General features: G+C 51.1%; 17 protein-coding genes. 7 read left to right on the top strand and 10 right to left on the bottom strand.

Going from position 1 to position 18,620, the window contains the following annotated elements; all coding sequences use genetic code 11:
- Window positions 1-67 precede the first annotated feature (67 nt).
- A complete protein-coding gene (locus IOQ59_RS09845; protein WP_193953112.1) occupies window positions 68-1,051 on the bottom strand; it encodes a serine/threonine protein kinase in 984 nt (327 codons plus the stop codon).
- Between the two features lie 53 nt (window positions 1,052-1,104).
- Window positions 1,105-2,715 carry an SPOR domain-containing protein gene (locus IOQ59_RS09840; RefSeq protein WP_193953111.1) on the bottom strand — a complete coding sequence of 537 codons (1,611 nt, stop codon included), beginning with the start codon at window positions 2,713-2,715 and terminating at the stop codon, window positions 1,105-1,107.
- A 147-nt stretch (window positions 2,716-2,862) separates the two neighbouring features.
- Here IOQ59_RS09840 and IOQ59_RS09835 point away from each other — a divergent pair, with 147 nt between their 5' ends.
- From IOQ59_RS09835 to radD, 6 genes are all read left to right on the top strand, one after another.
- Window positions 2,863-3,495: a DUF1614 domain-containing protein gene (locus tag IOQ59_RS09835; protein WP_193953110.1), complete on the top strand. Its 633-nt coding sequence runs from the start codon at window positions 2,863-2,865 to the stop codon at window positions 3,493-3,495.
- Between the two features lie 94 nt (window positions 3,496-3,589).
- Window positions 3,590-4,141, top strand: a complete 552-nt coding sequence (locus tag IOQ59_RS09830; protein ID WP_193953109.1) for a DUF2058 domain-containing protein — start codon at window positions 3,590-3,592, stop codon at window positions 4,139-4,141.
- A 142-nt stretch (window positions 4,142-4,283) separates the two neighbouring features.
- Window positions 4,284-4,580 carry a helix-turn-helix domain-containing protein gene (locus tag IOQ59_RS09825; protein WP_193953108.1) on the top strand — a complete coding sequence of 99 codons (297 nt, stop codon included), beginning with the start codon at window positions 4,284-4,286 and terminating at the stop codon, window positions 4,578-4,580.
- Window positions 4,581-4,644: 64 nt separating this feature from the next.
- Window positions 4,645-5,445 carry a hypothetical protein gene (locus IOQ59_RS09820; protein WP_193953107.1) on the top strand — a complete coding sequence of 267 codons (801 nt, stop codon included), beginning with the start codon at window positions 4,645-4,647 and terminating at the stop codon, window positions 5,443-5,445.
- A gap of 155 nt (window positions 5,446-5,600) precedes the next feature.
- A complete protein-coding gene (locus IOQ59_RS09815; protein WP_193953106.1) occupies window positions 5,601-6,872 on the top strand; it encodes a glycosyltransferase in 1,272 nt (423 codons plus the stop codon).
- 3 nt (window positions 6,873-6,875) lie between these two features.
- Window positions 6,876-8,618, top strand: a complete 1,743-nt coding sequence (radD, locus tag IOQ59_RS09810; protein WP_193953105.1) for a DNA repair helicase RadD — start codon at window positions 6,876-6,878, stop codon at window positions 8,616-8,618.
- Between the two features lie 31 nt (window positions 8,619-8,649).
- On the opposite strand, the gene IOQ59_RS09805 is transcribed toward radD, so the two are convergent.
- The 3 genes from IOQ59_RS09805 to IOQ59_RS09795 are packed head-to-tail and all read right to left on the bottom strand — an operon-like array spanning window position 8,650 to window position 12,093.
- The gene (locus IOQ59_RS09805) at window positions 8,650-9,243 is read right to left on the bottom strand and encodes a PqiC family protein (RefSeq protein WP_228050814.1); all 594 of its coding nucleotides are present in this window, start codon (window positions 9,241-9,243) and stop codon (window positions 8,650-8,652) included.
- Window positions 9,240-10,853 (bottom strand): PqiB family protein, encoded by a 1,614-nt coding sequence (locus tag IOQ59_RS09800; RefSeq protein WP_193953103.1) that lies wholly within the window; start codon window positions 10,851-10,853, stop codon window positions 9,240-9,242. The genes IOQ59_RS09805 and IOQ59_RS09800 overlap by 4 nt, the downstream gene beginning before the upstream one ends.
- On the bottom strand, window positions 10,846-12,093 hold the full coding sequence (locus IOQ59_RS09795) for a paraquat-inducible protein A (RefSeq protein ID WP_193953102.1): 1,248 nt from the start codon (window positions 12,091-12,093) through the stop codon (window positions 10,846-10,848). Before IOQ59_RS09795 ends, IOQ59_RS09800 begins: the two co-directional genes overlap by 8 nt.
- Before the next feature lie 268 nt (window positions 12,094-12,361).
- Between IOQ59_RS09795 and IOQ59_RS09790 the strand changes: the two genes are divergently transcribed.
- The gene (locus IOQ59_RS09790; protein ID WP_193953101.1) at window positions 12,362-13,120 is read left to right on the top strand and encodes a 3',5'-cyclic-nucleotide phosphodiesterase; all 759 of its coding nucleotides are present in this window, start codon (window positions 12,362-12,364) and stop codon (window positions 13,118-13,120) included.
- Between the two features lie 38 nt (window positions 13,121-13,158).
- On the opposite strand, the gene IOQ59_RS09785 is transcribed toward IOQ59_RS09790, so the two are convergent.
- From IOQ59_RS09785 to IOQ59_RS09765, 5 genes are all read right to left on the bottom strand, one after another.
- Window positions 13,159-13,386, bottom strand: coding sequence for a hypothetical protein (locus IOQ59_RS09785; protein WP_193953100.1), 228 nt, complete (start codon window positions 13,384-13,386; stop codon window positions 13,159-13,161).
- 56 nt (window positions 13,387-13,442) lie between these two features.
- On the bottom strand, window positions 13,443-14,624 hold the full coding sequence (locus tag IOQ59_RS09780) for a lipocalin-like domain-containing protein (RefSeq protein WP_193953099.1): 1,182 nt from the start codon (window positions 14,622-14,624) through the stop codon (window positions 13,443-13,445).
- Window positions 14,625-14,632: 8 nt separating this feature from the next.
- Window positions 14,633-17,146, bottom strand: a complete 2,514-nt coding sequence (locus IOQ59_RS09775) for an ABC transporter permease (protein WP_193953098.1) — start codon at window positions 17,144-17,146, stop codon at window positions 14,633-14,635.
- A complete protein-coding gene (locus IOQ59_RS09770) occupies window positions 17,146-17,817 on the bottom strand; it encodes an ABC transporter ATP-binding protein (protein ID WP_193953097.1) in 672 nt (223 codons plus the stop codon). The genes IOQ59_RS09775 and IOQ59_RS09770 overlap by 1 nt, the downstream gene beginning before the upstream one ends.
- 424 nt (window positions 17,818-18,241) lie before the next feature.
- Entirely contained in the window at window positions 18,242-18,568 is a 327-nt protein-coding gene (locus IOQ59_RS09765) for a PilZ domain-containing protein (RefSeq protein WP_193953096.1), read from the bottom strand.
- Between the last annotated feature and the right edge of the window lie 52 nt (window positions 18,569-18,620).

Here is an 18,620-nt window from a genome sequence, read left to right as displayed (position 1 = left end):
GATTAAATAATCGAAAATCAGCGGCTTATGCTACCGTTTAGACCCGGCTTACGCCAGCGTTGTCCATCTAAACCAGCGTTAAACCAGGCTCCTGCAATGCGGCAAACTGTTCACGCAACTCCAGGATATGTTCGCTCCAGTAGCGCACGGTGTTAAACCACGTAAAACTATGCGGAAACGCAGGATCTTCCCAACGCCGGGCCAACCACGCGGAATAGTGCAACATTCGCAGTGTACGCATCACTTCGACCAGCTGAAGTTCTTTCAGCTGAAAGTCGTTAAATTCGTTATAACCTTCAATAATCTCTGATATCTGGGCCAACTGTTCCGAGCGACCACCCGACAACAGCATCCAGATATCCTGAATAGCAGGCGCCATACGTGAATCATCAAAGTCTACAAAATGCGGCGCATCATCACGCCAAAGCATATTGCCACCGTGACAATCACCATGTACGCGAATCTGACGCACATCCCCCACTCGCGCCACGATCTCTTCGATCAGTTGCAGAATATCGCGAGTCAGGCTGTCATAGGACAGTTTCAGCTCTGCTGGGATAAAGTGCTCACTGATAAACGCCACACTCTCGTGACCGTAACTTTGCACATCAACCTGGGGACGGTGTTCAAACGGTTTAACCGCACCCACTAAATGCATACGCCCCAACAAACGACCAAGGACAAACAGATTGTCGGGGTTATCCAACTCTGGGGCATGTCCGCCTTTACGCGGATAAAGCGCAAAGCGGAAATCACCGGAATGAAACAAACTGACACCGTCTTTGATCATTGGGGCCACAACCGGCAGTTCCTGCTCGACCAGATCAAAACAGAGTTCGTGTTCTTCCAGTATCTGCTCTTCGGTCCAACGCCCCGGCCGGTAGAACTTGGCAATCAGAGGCTCTGATCCCTCAATTCCCACCTGATACACACGGTTTTCATAACTGTTCAGCGGGAAACTGCGGCCATCACTCCAGTACCCATGACTTTCCACCGCATCCAGGATAAAGCTGGGGGTCAGGGTCTCAAACGGATGGGGGTTCAATGACATAATTCCTCAATGCGACTTTGTACGCTTAGCTGATACTGCTATTGGAGTTTGGATTACTTCGCAACGTGCTGTGTAACCGGTCGATACTTGCTCTGCAAAGCGCCAAACGGTCTCACCCAAGGCTTATCGCCTTGTACTTTCGCGGGTAACTGGCGAACGAAAGCACGTGCTTCTGACGAGGTCGGAAACTCGCGTGTTAACAGCACAACCATATAAGGCCCGGCGTCACGCTGCGTTTCATAATAAGCGGTGTCTTTTTCTAAGCCATGGCGTTTCAGATAACGTTGAATGTCACCCAAACGATTACTTGGCATCGCCATCAATTGGACAGCAATACCTTTCTTCGGTTTTTCCAACAACCATGCTGCAGATTTAAGGCCATAAGACCGCTCAGCCTGAACAGCGATCTCTTTAGTCTGGGACTTAGCAACAACCTGCTCATCCTTCCGGCTTTCCGATGCAATCGATTCGGGTTCCGACGATTGAGCCGATGGACTGTCAGCCTTTGCTTGTTTCAGATTCTCGTAACTGCGCACCCAAGGTTTAAACTTCTGCACACTTTCAGGCAATCGACCAATGGCTGCTTTGGCTGCTGTGATATCACGATAGTCACCGTAAGTGACGATATAACTTGTTTGATCTGACAGGGATTCGCGATAGATACCGACAGGGCCGCTTACCTGATGCTTTTTTAGATAAGCGTACGCAGCTTTTTCTGTCGGCTGGCGGGAGATCTGAATCAGGTAATCTTCGTTCGGTTTACCGTCCAACCAAGCATGATCACGTACGACGACATATTGATGTGCGGCGGGCTGTTTATCACCCATCTGCTGCAATATTTGCTGTTGCAGCCCTTTGCTCTCGGATACGCCAGCCGCAATACTCTTTTCAGCCCAGTTTAAGGCGGTGGAGTAGTTTTGCTTCACCCCCCGACCATGCAAATAAAACAAAGACAGGTTGTGCATCGCATAACCATTACCTTGCTCCGCGGCCTTCCGGTACCAGCGTGCACTGGATCCAGGCTGACTGTCAGATAATAGTAAGCCCAAGGTGTACTGTGCGATACCATCTCCCGCCTTTGCGGCTTTTTCTAACCACCGACCCGCTTCTTCACTATCTTTCTCTACACCTTCACCCCGTAGGAGCATCAGGCCGGTTTTTAACTGACTGACGACAACCCCTTGCTCCGCCGACGCTTTATAGAGCAGGAACGCCTGCATAGAGTCCTTCTCTACGCCAAAACCTCTGGCGTAGAGAGTTGCCAGATCACGTTGCGCTTTTGCATTTCCCGCACCCGCAGAACGCTTAAACCAAGTCACGGCTTGTGACATGTCTGCCGCTATCCCATCACCTTGGGTATAGGCCATTGCGAGATTATATGCCGCCTCATCATGCCCCGCTTCCGCGGCCACTGTGAGCCAGCGCACAGATTCACCATGATCAACCGGAATACCGAGTCCCTTTGCATTAAGCACTGCCAGTGTAAATGCAGACTCCGCACTGCCACTTTCAGCTTCCATTCGACAGGCGATGGCAGCCGCACTGTAGCTCTGCTTGGCATAAGCACTCAAACAATTGTCGGTTACTGCATTTTCGGCCTGAACCGAAAAAACACTACACACCAACGCAAGCAAACCGGATTGGGTAAGTGATCTGAACATCATTCCCTTTTGTTCCTCTAACGGACTGAAGACTGACTGGCGAATAAGACTTACTTTACCACTCCTATACCCGCTCTCCTATGCTGAGAAAGATGCACCTGGAAAGATAAAGCTATACTTCTTAAGTGTTTGGAATAAAGCGGAGTCTCTATGACGCGGTATTTTAACGCACTGGCAACCTTGGCAATTTTTGCGATTTTTCTCAAACTGGGCAGTTTAACCAGTGTGATAAACAAACTACAGATTGGCCAACAGGAGCTAGCGGTAGGAATGGGGCTAGCCACTCTCGGCAGCCTGCTTGGGTTGCAGTTGTTTTCTCTCGAATCAACCAAACACAAACATACCCCTCCCATCAAACTTGGAGTGAATCTGGGTGGTTCTGTGGTTCCACTGCTTTTCCTGCTGTTCTTTTTTAATCAGCAGTCACCACAAATACAGCATGTCTTCATTCTCACGGCGTTAGTTACCGCTGTGGTATACCCGATGACACGAATGGACCGCCAGCGCGGCATGGTGATCTATCTATTTGGTGCAGTGATATCTGCAGCGTTAGGTGCACTGATTCTTGATCCGAACAACTATCTCGTTTTAGCTTACTCCGCTGCGGTACTGGGAACCCTTATTGGGGGCGACTTACTGCATCTACTGCAACTAAAAAAGCTCAAAGAAATGAGTAACCGAACGGTTTTTATCGGCGGCGGCGGGATATTAGATGCCATTTTCCTGAGTGGACTGATGGCGATGATGACAGCTGAAACCTTCCAGCAGATGCAGTTTCTTTGAGCGACCCCAGAATAGAGATAACGGCCTCCTCAGATTACCTTGGCTTTATGCTATAGTTCGGCCAAATCAGAACAACTGGAAGAGTTAATTACCGATGGCGGGATCAATGCAGGATCAGCTGCTAAAAGCCGGACTGATCGACCAGAAAAAGGCTAAACAAGCCAAAACGGACAAACGCAAAAACGCCAAAAAGGCAAAAGCGGCGCGTAAGTCCGGAGTTGAGATTGAGAAAGACAACACTCAGGAACAGCTGGAGCAAGCGCGGAAAGAGAAACAAATGCGCGATCTTGAGCTAAATAAAGCACGTGATGCTGAGCGAAAACTCAAAGCAACCGCCGCTGAAGTGCGCAATATTATTCAGCAACACGCCATCGATATACCAAAGAATGCGGACGTTCCGTATAACTTTGTCGAAGAGAAAAAGATCAAAAAGATCTACATCACTGAAGAACAACAGGCCCAACTTATTCGTGGTCAGTTAGCTATTGCCATTATGGAAGACAGCCACCGTCTGATTCCTGATGTCATGGCCGAGAAGATCGAACTGCGTATGCCAGAACTGGTGATTCGCATCCAGCCAGAAGAAGCACCGGACGAAGACGATCCGTACGCGGACTTCCAGATCCCTGACGATCTGATGTGGTAAACCTGTCCGAGGGAAGAGTATCAGCTCTTCCCTTTGCTCACCTTCACGCCCCTCTTCCCCCCTGCACAATGCCGTTGCCATAGTGTTAAGCTGCACACTGCTCCTCAACTTTAGATTATAAAACTAGGGCAGACCAAACCTCATGGAAGTCAGCAAACAGCAACGGGCATTTTTTCGTAAACTCTATTTAAGCCACCTGATCAGTCAGGAGCCTCTTAACGTCACTGCACTCCAAAAAATGACCGGTATGCCTCGCCGTACGCTCCAGGATACGTTGAAAGATCTTGGCGATATCGGTATCGAATGCAGCTTTATTCAGCAAGAAGGTGGACGCAACAATGCGGGTTATTATCAAATCGATTGCTGGGGTCCGATTGATCCATCTTGGATAAACAAGAACTTAGCGCGACTGGAAGCCGTGTTGGAAATTTCTGTTTAAAAAAACCTCAACCTTTACCCCATACAGCCGATAGCTAAAACCTAAGATAACTGGGGTAAAGAAGATGCTTGAATCAATTCTTAATGGGAACCTTTTTGGCAACGCCGGGCTCGGTGCGCCAACAGGGAGTGCTTCCGGTTCAGCCGGTGCAGTGGACTCCCGTGATGAAGCGAAATCAGCAAACTCTGTGCACCTGCCGCCACCTCCTCCGGGCGGTATGTCGCTGTCGGCCGCTGAACGCTATAGCAAAGCTGAAAGCTTCTCGCTGGATCTGACCACGAAAGAGGGTGACCGCGTCACCATCAATTTCAGTCACGCCAGTGCAATGCAAGCAAGCCTAGGCGCCACCAGCGATGGCCAGGGCGGATCAGCAACAGCATTCAATGTCAGTCGAGCCGAACGCAACGAATTCCAATTCTCCATCGAAGGTGACCTGAATGATGATGAGCTGGAAGCCATTCAGAACCTGATTCAGGATGTCAGCCTCATTGCCGATGACTTCTTTGCCGGTGATGTTCAGGCAGCATTTGAGCAAGCCTCCGAGTTCGAGATGGACCGTTCTCAACTCAGCTCTATGTCTCTGAATATGAGCCGTAGCGAGCAATACACCGCAGTCGCCGCCTATCAGGAAGTTCAGAACCACGGCAATAATTCCGGTGGGCAGCGTTTGGGGCAGATGGCTAATATGCTGAACCAGCAACGTCATGACGGCGCACTTAGTTTTGTCGACCAGTTGGGTTCATTGCAAGAACAGATCCTCGATAGTTTGGTTGAGCAGGACATCCGCTATCAGGAAGCCAACGAAGAGAAACAAAATACGCTGGATCAGAATCGTAATACGCTTTATAGCTTGCTTGATGACTAATCGGACTTAATCGACTCACAATCACAGTCCTCATAACGCAGTACATGTCACCTCGAAATTTAGGCAGCCCATATGGCTGCCTTTTTATTTTCCCTTCCGACCGGTAAAATCCTTCCTTTATCCTTGCTGTATCCGATATAGGAATATCTCCCATCATGACTCAGGTGCTGATCATCGGTTACGTGTGGCCAGAGCCACGCTCTTCTGCCGCCGGCTCCCATATGATGGAGCTGATACACTGCTTTCAGGCGCAAGATTGGCAGATCACCTTTGCCAGCCCCGCGGCGCTCAGCACGCATATGGAAGACCTCAGCCAGCTAAATGTAAGCAGTGTCAGCATTGAACTGAACTGCGATTCCTTTGATCGTTTCGTCGCCAACTTGCAACCAGACATTGTATTGTTTGACCGCTTTATGATGGAGGAGCAGTTTGGCTGGCGAGTTGAGAAGCAATGCCCGGATGCAGTGCGTATTTTAGATACAGAAGATCTGCACTTTTTACGTAACGCCCGCCATCAGGCGCTGAAGCAGAAACGGCCACTTGTTCCTGAAGATCTGTTCAGCGAGATGGCACAACGCGAGGTTGCTTCAATATACCGTTCAGACCTGACGTTGATGATCTCTGACTATGAGATGCAACTGCTCAACAACCAATTTGGTGTCAGTCAGGATCTATTGCATCACTTGCCCTTTATGCTTGATACGCAGATATTGGAGCAACCACGCCCCACTTTCGAAGAACGTTCACACTTTGTCAGTATCGGCAATTTCCGCCACGCTCCAAACTGGGATGCCATACTCTGGCTGAAACAGCAGATCTGGCCCAAGATTCGCAAGAAACTCCCTCATGCTGAGATGCATGTATACGGTGCCTATCCACCTCCCAAAGCCACCGCGCTAGATAACCCCAAAGAAGGATTTATGGTCAAAGGATGGGCGGAGGATGCTAACGAAGTCGTACGCAATGCCCGTGTTTTGCTTGCCCCTGTGCGCTTTGGTGCTGGTATCAAGGGCAAACTGGTTGAGGCCATGTGTAACGGCACACCGAATGTCACCACCCCTATCGGGGCAGAAGCGATGAGCGGTGGCTACCCATGGGGTGGACTGATAGAAGACAATGCCCATGACTTTGCGCAAGCCGCAGTTGAGCTTTATGAGAAAAAGGACTTGTGGCACAGCTGTCAGCGGATGGGCGATAAAATCATCTCTCAGGTTTATGATCGCCAACCCCTGTCTGAAAAGCTGATTCAGCATATCCAACTGCTGCGAGACACAATCAACAGCCACCGCATGCAAAACTTTACCGGTGCCATGCTACGTCACCACCATCACCGCAGTACACAATTCATGTCCCAGTGGATAGAGACAAAAACCCGTCTGGCTGACTTGCAGAAAACCAGTGCTGCAGACTCTAACGAGACCGAATGACCGATGGCGTTTCAACTACGTGATTACCAGCGTGATGCAGTTGATGCCACCGTACGCCACTTTCGCAAAAGCGACGATGCCGCCGTAATCGTCCTACCCACCGGGGCAGGTAAGAGTCTGGTGATCGCGGAACTGGGGCGCATAGCACGACGAAAAATTCTGGTGCTTACCCACGTTAAGGAACTCGTCGAGCAAAACCACGCAAAATATGAAGCGTATGGCCTGAAAGCCAGTATTTACTCCGCAGGGCTCAAACAAAAAAGCACCCAACATCAGGTCACCTTTGCCAGCGTACAATCCGTTTCGCGTAATCTGGATGACTTCGCAGAACAGTATTCCCTGTTGATTATCGATGAATGTCACCGCATCTCAGGCGACGAGGAGAGCCAGTATGGCCAGATTATTCAACAACTTAAAAAGCACAATGCCGGGCTGAAAGTACTGGGGTTAACCGCGACGCCTTACCGTCTGGGGATGGGGTGGATCTACCGCTATCACTATCACGGCTATGTGCGCAGCGGCGATAACCCACCGTTCGAACACTGTATCTACGAACTGCCCCTGCGCTATATGATCAACAAAGGATATCTCACGCCTCCTGAGCTAACCGATGCGCCCATCGCTCAATACGACTTTTCCACATTGAACGCATCACGCTGGGGAGGATACAACGAACGTGAAGTAAATGAACTGCTGGTACGTCATCCACGCGTCACGCAATCTATCTGCGAACAAATTGAAGCACTGGCGCAAGACCGTCAGGGCGCCATGATCTTCGCCGCCACCGTCGACCATGCCAAAGAGATCACGGGATACCTACCACAGAACCAGACAGCTCTGATTACCGGTGCGACACCCACGACTGAGCGTGATCAGCTTATCCGGGCGTTTAAGAATCGAGAGCTGAAGTTTTTGGTCAATGTTGCGGTACTAACGACCGGTTTTGACGCCCCTCATGTTGACCTGATCGCTATCCTCCGCCCCACCCAATCAGTCAGCCTGTATCAACAGATCGTCGGACGTGGCTTGCGACTGGATGAAGGTAAAACTGAGTGCAAAGTGGTTGATTACACCGGCAACGGTTTTGACTTGTTTCATCCGGAAGTTGGATCGAGCAAACCCCACAGTGATAGCCAACCCGTCCAGGTCTTTTGCCCTGTCTGTGAGTTTGCCAATATTTTCTGGGGTAAGACCGATGACGAGGGCAATATTCTTGAACACTACGGTCGTCGCTGTCAGGGATATGAAGAGGATGATAAAGGACGGAAGCAGCAGTGTGACTACCGCTTTCGCTTTAAAGAATGTCCACACTGCAATGCCGAAAACGACATCGCAGCCCGGCGCTGCCACAGCTGCGAAAAAGCGATTATCGATCCGGACGATATGCTTAAAAACGCGCTTAAGCTTAAAGATGCCCTCGTCATCCGGTGCGCGGGCGTCTCTTTATGCGACCATAACGGAAAATTGCGGATTACTTATCACGATGAAGAGGGGGCCGAGGTCCACGAAAGTTTTGATCTGAACCATTCAGGACAGCGCAAAGTGTTTAACCTGCTGTTTGGCCGTCGCTTTGGCGATGCCACCCAACCCCGGCAGTTTAAACAACTGGACGACGTCCTCTCGGTCAGAGATCAGTTTCGCGCCCCCGACTTTGTCATCGCACGTAAAGCGGGTCATCACTGGCGCGTGAAGGAAAAGTTATTCGATTACGAAGGGCGCTACCGCAAAGCCAATGAGCTGAGTTAACGCCTTCATGCTCTGACGCATCAAAGGGCAATTACTTCTGGGGTATACTCTGCGCCAGCTCAGACGCAAGTTCACCCGAGAACCCCTCCAGCAAGCCATTCAATGCTTGAACATATGCCTGATAGCTGCCGTCACTGTGAAGCACCGAACGATAGCGCTGGGTCGTCACCACGCGTTGTCCATAGTCGGCCAGCAGCGTCCAGCTCAAGCTCAGGCTCACCGGCCCTTTAAGCTCACCGGAAAAACGATCGACAAAAATACGCACCTGATACTCAGGGCGAAAGCGGTTATCCCAAGGTGATGGCCAGACCGCATCATGTTTCAGCTGCAGAGACACATTTTCTGCGAGAACACGGGTAAAAACAGGCTCCAATTCTCCAGCCCAGATATGAAAGTTGGCCACATTCACCTGGGTCCCACCTTTACGGACAACAATATTCGGGCGGTCCAGCATCTGCGGCAAGCTGACCGGCCCAATACCCAAAGTTACAGACTCAGTTAATCGCGCATCGGATGCCTCACTCTGGGCCATTAAATCATAGTAATGGGTCTCAGGCTGAGCCGCACATCCAACCAAAAAAGCGGCCAGCGAGGCACACAGTGCAGTCCGTAGGGTCATCATCATTCTTCCTTATCTTCATCACGACCACGCAACAGCGCATCCGGATAACGTTGCAACTGATCAGTAAGCTGCTTCATGGACTTCGCCGCATCAGAAATATCATCCAACGCACTGGTCAGGGTATGGCTCAGATCAGAATCCGGCGCGACCGTTTGGTCCAGAGACTTCAGCGTACGCTCTAACTGATCAGCAGTCCCGTCAAGACCATCAGTGGCATCTTGCAGATTTTCCAACACCCCGCCCGCACTTTCGCCAAGCTTGGCATCTTCCAAATCACCCATAACCGAGCGCAGGCTTTTCAGACCACTTTTCAGATCCACACCTATCTCTTCAATAGGCAAACCCTGAATCTTCTCCATAATGGAGGTCAACTGCCGGGTAATCTGGCTAAATTCGTTTTCCGCCGTAGGCAGCAACGGATATTCACCATGCTCTTTGATCCGCCCCGGCTCACCCGCATTGGGCACCAGATCAACAAACAACGAGCCACCGATCAAACTACCTGAACTCAAACGCGCCTGCATACCTTGCGCGACCAACTGGTCCATTGCTTCACGGATCTGTTCTTTGCTCGGCACGACCCCCTGCCCCATGCGTTCTGGCTGGATCGCGATCAGGACATTCACGCGGTTGGCATCTCGGCTCTCATAATCGAGTGCGATATGTTCCACCCTCCCCACCTGAATACCAAGATATTCCACGGGAGCCCCCACTTTTAAGCCACGAACCGAACCTTCGAAATGTAATAAGAAGGGATACGAAACCGAGATCGCCCCTTCACTGACGGCATCTTTGCTAGGAAACAGGTAAAAAGTCCGCCCAGGATCAGCCAGACTAGATTCACTGCTGAGATTAATCGGCGTATCGAACTCAACACCACCGGCGATCAGTGAGCTGAGCGATCCCACATCCAGTTCAACACCATCCAATCCGATGGTCGCGCCAAATCCACTAACATTCCAGAATTGGCTGTGTTCTTTGATCAGCTCATCAAACGGTGCTTTTACAAACATCCGGATCTGCACCTTGCTCTGATCGGTCAGCAGCTTATAGCCGGTCACTTCACCCACTGGTACTTCGCGGTGATACACCGGCGAAGCAATATCCAACGATCCCAGTGTATCCGCCACCAGCAAATAACTGCTGCCTTTGTCATAGGAACGGACGGATGGTGGCTCTTCCAGCCCAACAAACTTGGTTTGCGATTCACCCACGCCTTCACCACCGGAATCCATCTCGATATACACGCCCGATAACAGCGTCTCAATACCGCTGATACCGCTTCGGGAAACCCGAGGTGACACCACCCAGAAATTACTCTGATCATTAATCAGCGGTGACACATAAGCATCCATTTCCGCCGTGATCCGTACCTTATTAAAGTCATCGCTCAGCTGGATACTTTTCACCACACCCACTTCAACATCGCGATAACGGATGCGGGTTTTACCCACTTCAATGCCCGACGCCGCACTGAATTCAATCTGGATAACCGGACCGGCCTCCTGCCAGGCCCTTACCGCCAGCCACACTGCAATCAACACGGCTAAAAGAGGAATAAACCAGACCGGTGACAGCCTTCTGGAGGTTGATACTTTAGGTTCGTTACTCACTATGGGCATCCCATAACAATCTTGGATCAAACGTTTCAGCCGCCAGCATCGTTAACACCACCACACCGGCGAAACACACAATCGCACCACCCGGCTCGATGTTCGCCAGTACACCAAACTGTACTAACGCCACCAACAAGGTAACTACAAATACATCAATCATCGACCAGCGGCCGACAAATTCGGTTATTCGATAAAGAATCGCCTGATGACGAGGGTTGCCCTGTGGTCCTTTGCGCACAGCCCACAACAGATAAGAGATCGCAAAAATTTTCGCAATAGGCACGAGAACACTGGCAACAAAAACGACCAACGCGATACCGGCATTCCCCGACTGGAAAAGGTGGACCACACCAGACATGATGGTATCACTGCTGGCAACGCCAAACTGAACCGTCGTCATAATTGGTAACAGGTTTGCCGGTAAATACAGCACAGTGGCAGCGATCAGTAGCGCCAGTGTACGCTGGTAACTGTCCGGTATTCGCCGCCGCACCGTACTATGACAACGAGGACACCGATCGTTCACATCTAACAGGGATTCACCCACCTGCGCACCACAGCCATGACAGACCACCAACGGCTCATCATCACGACCGCAAAAGCGATTTTCGTGACGTAACCAATGCCAGAGCGCTTCACGATCCAGATGGGTATGACTGTAGATCAATACCAAGATTAGCCCCGCAAACGCATACAGACCGATACCGGGTAGCAGCGAGGCAATATCCCCAAGTTTAATGGTTGTGATCAGCACCCCGATAAAGAAAATCTCCATCATATTCCAGGGGCGGATCACAAACAGCAAATGGAGTACCTTGGCCAGCCCCGGCGGCTTAACGTCCAGCAAGCGTGCACCGATGACATATCCCAGCCCTACCAGTTCTACCAGCGGCATCAGGAAGATGGTGATAAATACCAGCGAGGCCAGCAGAAATCGATCCCGATCCAGCAACGCCCAAACACCACTCAAAAGGCGTGACGACTGCTCCTGGCCTGCCGCTTCAAGTCCAATAAACGGGAACGCCAATGTCAGCAAAAACAGGATTAAGCCCGTCACCGTGAAGGCCGCCGCCTGCATCAACCAGTTGGCATGTTTAACCTTCATCACTTCGCCACAATACGTGCAGCTCAACTGCTGTCCAGCCGAGAAAGGAACGTTATCAAATACATGGTCGCAGCCGTGGCAAACAATCACATCGGCATAACTGGCACGAACGGAAGGGGAATTAACACTCATAGGCGGAGAATAGCCGAGAACCTCCGGTTACGCACGAATAACCACACCACACACTGATCGTAATACTGTAATATAAACACGCATTGTAAAAACCGTTACAGAGCTGATAACCTATGTTTGACCCGTTATCACTCACATCCGAACAGTCACACAGACTTAGGCCCTGTCAGATAAAAGGAACGCTGTACGTGAAATGGAGTTGTAATCGCATACCCCGCTTCAACACGATAAGACAATCCATGAACCGTCTGTTGCAGGACCTGTACAGATGAAACTGAAGATTTTGGGCTGTAGTGGCGGTATCGGTAAAGGCCTAAAAACCACCACATTTAAGGTCGATGACTCAATGATCATTGATCCGGGGACAGGCATGGAAAAGCTGACCCTGGAGGAGATGCTGTCTGTCCGCACCATCCTCATCACCCACGCTCACTTAGACCACATCATTGGTCTGCCTCTGATGCTGGCAACAATCTTCGACCAAGCCCGCCATCAGATCCAAATTTATGCCCTGCCTGATGTTATCAGTGCCCTTAATACGCATATTTTTAACTGGACCGTGTGGCCAGACTACACCCAGCTTCCAGAAGACAAACCGATCATCCGAATGCACTCGCTTCAAGCGGGCGATGAGTTAACGCTCGCCGGTAAACATATTCAGGTGTTGCCCGCAGCGCACCCTACGCCGACCGTAGGATATTTACTCAGCGATCAGAACAGCAGCTTTGCATTTACCGGGGACACGGGCGTGAATCCGCAACTGTGGCCGCTCTTGAACGAAAAGAAGCCGCAGCTCGTCATTATTGACGTATCGTTTACCGATGATCAGGGTGAACTTGCCCAACTGAGTGGCCACCTGACCCCCTCTCAACTGGCTCAGGAACTCACTCATTTTGAACATCATGCTGAAATACGTATTACCCATCTGAAACCGGGGAATGAAGATATGATCGTTGCACGCTGTCACGAACTCTTGCCCGAGTGGACATTAGATCGCCTGCATCACGATGAGATCATCGAGTTGTAACAGCGTACTTATCTAACCCTGCATCGTTAGCGCCCTATTCAGAAACGTTCCTGAACACACATTTTTCTCACGCCCAAAGTGCGCAGTATTTCAGTTGCTCGATCCAGTGAATGGTAAATTTTGATCCGTCCCGTCGCATCGGTCAGAGGAAACTGATGCCCCTGAAAGTCTTCCAGCGAAACCTGCCAACCGTCCGCACTGGTTTTCAGCAGGCCTTCGCGAATTTGATCCATTGCGACCAGATCTCTTAGTTCCGATACTCGCATGGTTTAACTCCACGTTTTGACCTGCTTACAGTGTAGTTGAGAGGCAGCACAGTTAATTATTCATACCCCGTCAGTTCAACGTACCCCTGCCCCGCATGACTTCCTTCCACGCTGACCGCACCTTCCCAATATCGCACCGACAGGTTATTTTCTTGTGTCTTCTGACGTGGCAGGATGCGCAGATCCAGATCATACTCAGGAATTTTCATATTCCAGCCACTGGGCCAGATGACGCCTGACTCAGACTGCCAGTGCTCTAATACGTCCAGCGCAATATTCCCGGCATCCAAAGGTAAGCGCTCACCGGATTGACTAAATAACGAAACTTGCCGGAAATCCGCCTGACCTGATTCATCCTTAGACCGCAACACCATGAACATCAACTCCCGTCCATCCTCAAGCTGCAACGAAAACCAATCCCAGCCCGACTGATAGGATGCCAGACTGTTGCTCGCCCACTCGTGGTCATACCAAGCCGCACCGGTAACCGGGATCGTCTGATCATCAAACCGGATCTCTCCCTCGACACGCAATCGGGTATAGGAATAATAATAAGATGCAAAACCCGGTTCCGGGCGTTTTGGACTATAGCCCTGATCTCCTTGATAAACGCGTGGTTTTTCAGGTATCAGGCGTAGCCGATAACTGAAAGACCCGCCTGCGTCATTGTGCTGCACACCAACGTTAAGCTGCGCAGGAAAGAGATCCTGATCGTTTTCAGATCTCAACTGCCAGTTTTCCAGCCACACGCTCAACGGTTGGGAAGATGTTCCTGCCAAACCCGGCCCCTGACGGGAAAAGCGCTCGGCGACAAGATGTCTATTCTGAGTAAATACTCCCAGGCCCGCATGTCCCATATAAAACTGCGGCGCTAACCAGCCTGACGTTGCCTGCTGCTGAGTACGCTTTTGCGTCCGCAACGCCTGACGAAATACCGTGAACTGGAAACCAAATCGCTGTTGGGCATCATCCCGATGTTGCAGGTTGCCGTTGATATACCACCATTCGCTGCGAAACTCAGGATGGGCTATATGGTCCTGCGGAAAGCGCAATACATAACCCGGCTCCGCTTTTTTAAACAGCCCGTCATCGATATCAATATTCTCTGAACTAAGAAAATCCGTCAGTGAAAATTCAGCAGCAGATTGCGGCTCATTAAAGAGCCATCGATGTCCCGCCACCCCAATCACGGTGAACACCAGCACCACCACAACAATCGGGTAGAAACCTCTGATCATTTTGAACATCACTCCCAGCGCCGAATACCTGTATGACGCGCAAAACGCCAGGCCGGATACAACGATGCCAATCCCGCCGCCGCCATCGACAGCAACAACGCAATCAGCCAGTTATACAGATCAGGTTGATACGGAATGCTCCAACCGAACGCCCTGAGCTGCACCACGCCAGTCAACGTCCACGCCAGCAACTCGCCCACGGGAATTGCCACCAAACCCGCACCTAAACCCAATAATAGCGACTGCCCCAATAAGAGGAATGTCAGCTCTGCCCGATTGAGCCCCAGTGCTTTCAACAGCGATACCTCATGTTGTCGTTCCAACTGAATCGCCAGCAAACTGCTCAAAATACCCACAAAGGCAACGACCAGAGCCAATAACCGCAAAACGTCAGTAATCACAAACGTACGATTAAAGACCTCCACTGATCGGGCCAGTAACACCGATGCATGCTGAATAGACAGATCCCACTGCCCTCCCCAACGTTGGCGTATTATGTGCGCGATCTCTGTCGGTGAATGGGAATCAGACAAAAACAAAGACACACCATATGGCTGTTCGACCCAATGCTGACTGAACGTATCCGCCCGCGTCATAATACGGCCGCTGTCACTGCCATAATCATAATACACACCTGCGACAATGAACGGTTGATCCCCTGCCACGGTCGACAAAACAAGCGAGTCCCCTATACCCAGTCCTGTGCGATTCGCTAACGGTTCACTGATCAGAACATGATCGGGTTGCTGTAACTGCTGCCAGATCACATCTCGATTGCCCGATACAAACCGATAAGCACTGCGCATCTTTACGGGCAGCTCTGAGGCATAGAGATGTACCTGACGCCCTGCCACGCTGAGGCGGGTGCGACGCAGCGTAGCAACCGCTTCAACGCCCTCCAAGGTCTCAAGTTCAGCGATAAACAACTCAGGCAAAGGCTGACGCACCCCCGGCAATATACGCGTTTGCGAAATGTACAGATCCGCATTTAAGCGCTCCCCTAACCAGAGCTGAACCGCATCACGAAAACTACCAACCATACCGCCAATGCCAACTGTAGCGCTGATCGCAATCATCAGGGCCATCGCCGCGATTCCCGTACGACTTAGATTTCGACGATTATCACGCACCAACATCAGCCACAACGGCTGCTTCAGAGACACACCAGACACAATTAACAAACGCTCTAACACACGACTCAGCCCCTGCAGTGCCGCAGGCATTAACAACGCACCGCTCATCAACAACGCAGCTACGGCCATAAACGCCCCCCACAGCCCGCTGTCCAGCCACAGCAATACCAGTGCTAAACCCGACAGAACCGGCACCCAATACGCACTTAAATGCCGACTCTGCTTTATCGCCTGCGTTTCCTGTACAAAGCGCTGTTGTAATGACACCGGCGTTATTCGGGCCAACTCACGGCACGGTTTCCACGCGGCCAACAAACAGCCTCCCACACCCAATAACAACAACTTGCTTAACGTCACCGGCTCCAGCAATAACAACTCCAACGGCGAAGTCGCATACAGATCCGCCAACGTATTCAGCATAAGTTCTAACAGCACTTGGGCCAAAGCCACGCCCAACACCACACCTGATACCGTGCCTATCAGAGCGATGATAACCAGTTCAACTATAAGATAACGGTATAACTCACCCACCGTCAGACCGATGGCGCGTAACTGGGCAAAAATTGGGCGACGCTGACTGAGGGAAAAGCTGACACTGCTAAACACCAGAAACAATCCCACAACCAGCGCCAACAACCCCAGCGCCTGAAGGTTGAAATACAGTGCATTCGCCAACTGCGCTTTTTCGGATAAGACCGTGCTTGTGGCTTCCAATCGCACATGATCAGGTAACCACTGAGCCACCGCCTGAGCCTCCTTTTCACTCAGTATTAAATCGATATGCGAGATCTGTCCCTGAAGCCCCAATATCTGCTGCGCCTGACCAATATCCATTAACACTAACTGTTGCAGACGCGGATCACCCTGATCATCTAATACACCCATCAGCGTGACACGCTGTACACCGTTTGCGGTATCCAGAACCAACGGCTGGTTAAGCGTCGCCCCTAACTGTTTCGCTGTGGTGCGTGCCATCACCACCATCGGATTCGCCTGTAGGCCTGAGAATCCGATACCGCTTCCGGACAGTCGGTTAAGCTGATCCCGGAATCCTCGTTCTCGCAACGGATCAACACCTATCAACTGGAGCAACAGATTCTTCCCACTCCGATCTTTTACCACCGAGCTGATTACCGGGGCGCTACGCCACCCGGCCGGATGCTTACGCAGATCCACATAAAGTGATTCTGACAGGGGCGTCTGTCCCACGATGCGATGGGTTGTGCGACCGTAGAGCTGAATCTGGGCTTCACGAAAACTATGACGGGCACTGTCGGTGGTGATCTCAATCGCAGAGACAACCGCAACACCAAGCGTAATCCCGAGAAGTAACAACAGCAGCTGCCACGGATGGTGGCGAAAATGGCGTAAACTCGCACGGGCTAACATCAGGCAACCTGCTCCAGCACACCCCGGTGCAGACGCAATACCCGGTCAGCATGTTCGATCAGGGCATCGCTGTGTGTCACCATGATCAGAGTCATCTGTTCCTGACGTATTTTCTCCAGCATCAATGCTAATACTTGATCGGCTGTATCGTTATCCAGACTGCCCGTCGGCTCATCCGCCAACAGCAGTGCTGGTTTGTGCACCAGCGCACGACAGATCGCCACACGCTGCTGTTCGCCACCTGACAGCTGCTCAGGAAAACGGTCCTGTTTATCGGCCAACCCCATCAGCGCCAACTGTTGTTCCGCCTGCATCCGCTCTGCTAATCGACCATTCAGCGATAACGGCAGAAGAATATTTTCCATTACGGTCAGCGTGGGGATGAGATTGAAAAACTGGTAGACCACTCCGATATGCTCGCGGCGAAAGCGGGTACGCCCAGCTTCATTCAACGCGGTGATGTTCTGGTTGAGGATACTAATCTGACCTGAATCGGGCTGATCAACACCCGCCAGCAAGTTCAACAAGCTGGATTTTCCAGAGCCACTCGGACCCAACAGCATCAGAATTTCACCCTGCTCTATCTCGAGATTAAGATTTTGTAGTACGGGCTGAGGGTTCCCAGCAACCGTAAAACTCTTGCTGAGTCCGGTCACCTTCAGAATTGGCATAATGTCCTTCTCCTGCAACTGAGTTCGGGTGGTAAGGGAACCTACGAATAAGTCCGAAACGACTTAGCATGCCCTCTGGGTACTGGCTTTCAGAGCAATTCGAGATCAAGGCAGCGATTACAGCCATGCTGGTTGCCTCAGGATCGCCTGCCGGACGCAAATTGCTAACGTAGAGATCGGGTTGCTCTGAAAGCCCCGAAGGGCGGGTGCTAAAACAGCTTTCTGCTTTGTCAGGCAGCTTGGAAAGGACCAGTCATTCCACTGCGCTGCCTTTCGCACATAAAGCTGTTTTATCGCCCGCAGAGAAAGTCTCGGACTTGTTCGCAGGTTCCCAATATCTATTATGCATCAGACGGGGGGGAGATGGCTGGTCACACCGGAGAAAGCCGAAGCTCCGGTGTGACCAAAGGTACAGAAAAGACTATCACTGGTTTGGAGACTGCGTTGATTCCGATAATTTACCGGAATCCCAAAGTGGATAGTCTGGCTCAACAAAGGCCAGCGCGATCCCCTTTTCTTCAATACGAATCACTTTCATGCGTAAAGCGGGTAAACCTTTGTCCCAGCCTTCGCCCAAAATGGCCGCATCAATCTCCAACCCCAGTGTGAACTCTGACGGACGTAGCTCAGCTACAAAAATACCGCCTTCCGACATGTTCGCTACAGAACCCACCCAATAGCCGTACTGCCGATGGGTTAAACGAACCTGATAGCCCGTTCTTACACGAGGGTATTTACGATTTTCTTCCATAACTAATTCGCCTCCCGACGATCAATTATGAATCTCGAAGGGCAGTATAGTT

Origin of the sequence: Pontibacterium sinense (assembly GCF_015209595.1) — a bacterium.
Classification (GTDB): Bacteria; Pseudomonadota; Gammaproteobacteria; order Pseudomonadales; family Balneatricaceae; genus Pontibacterium; species Pontibacterium sinense.
Note: the sequence above shows the minus strand (reverse complement) of the source record. Positions and strands in the feature narration are given on the sequence as shown.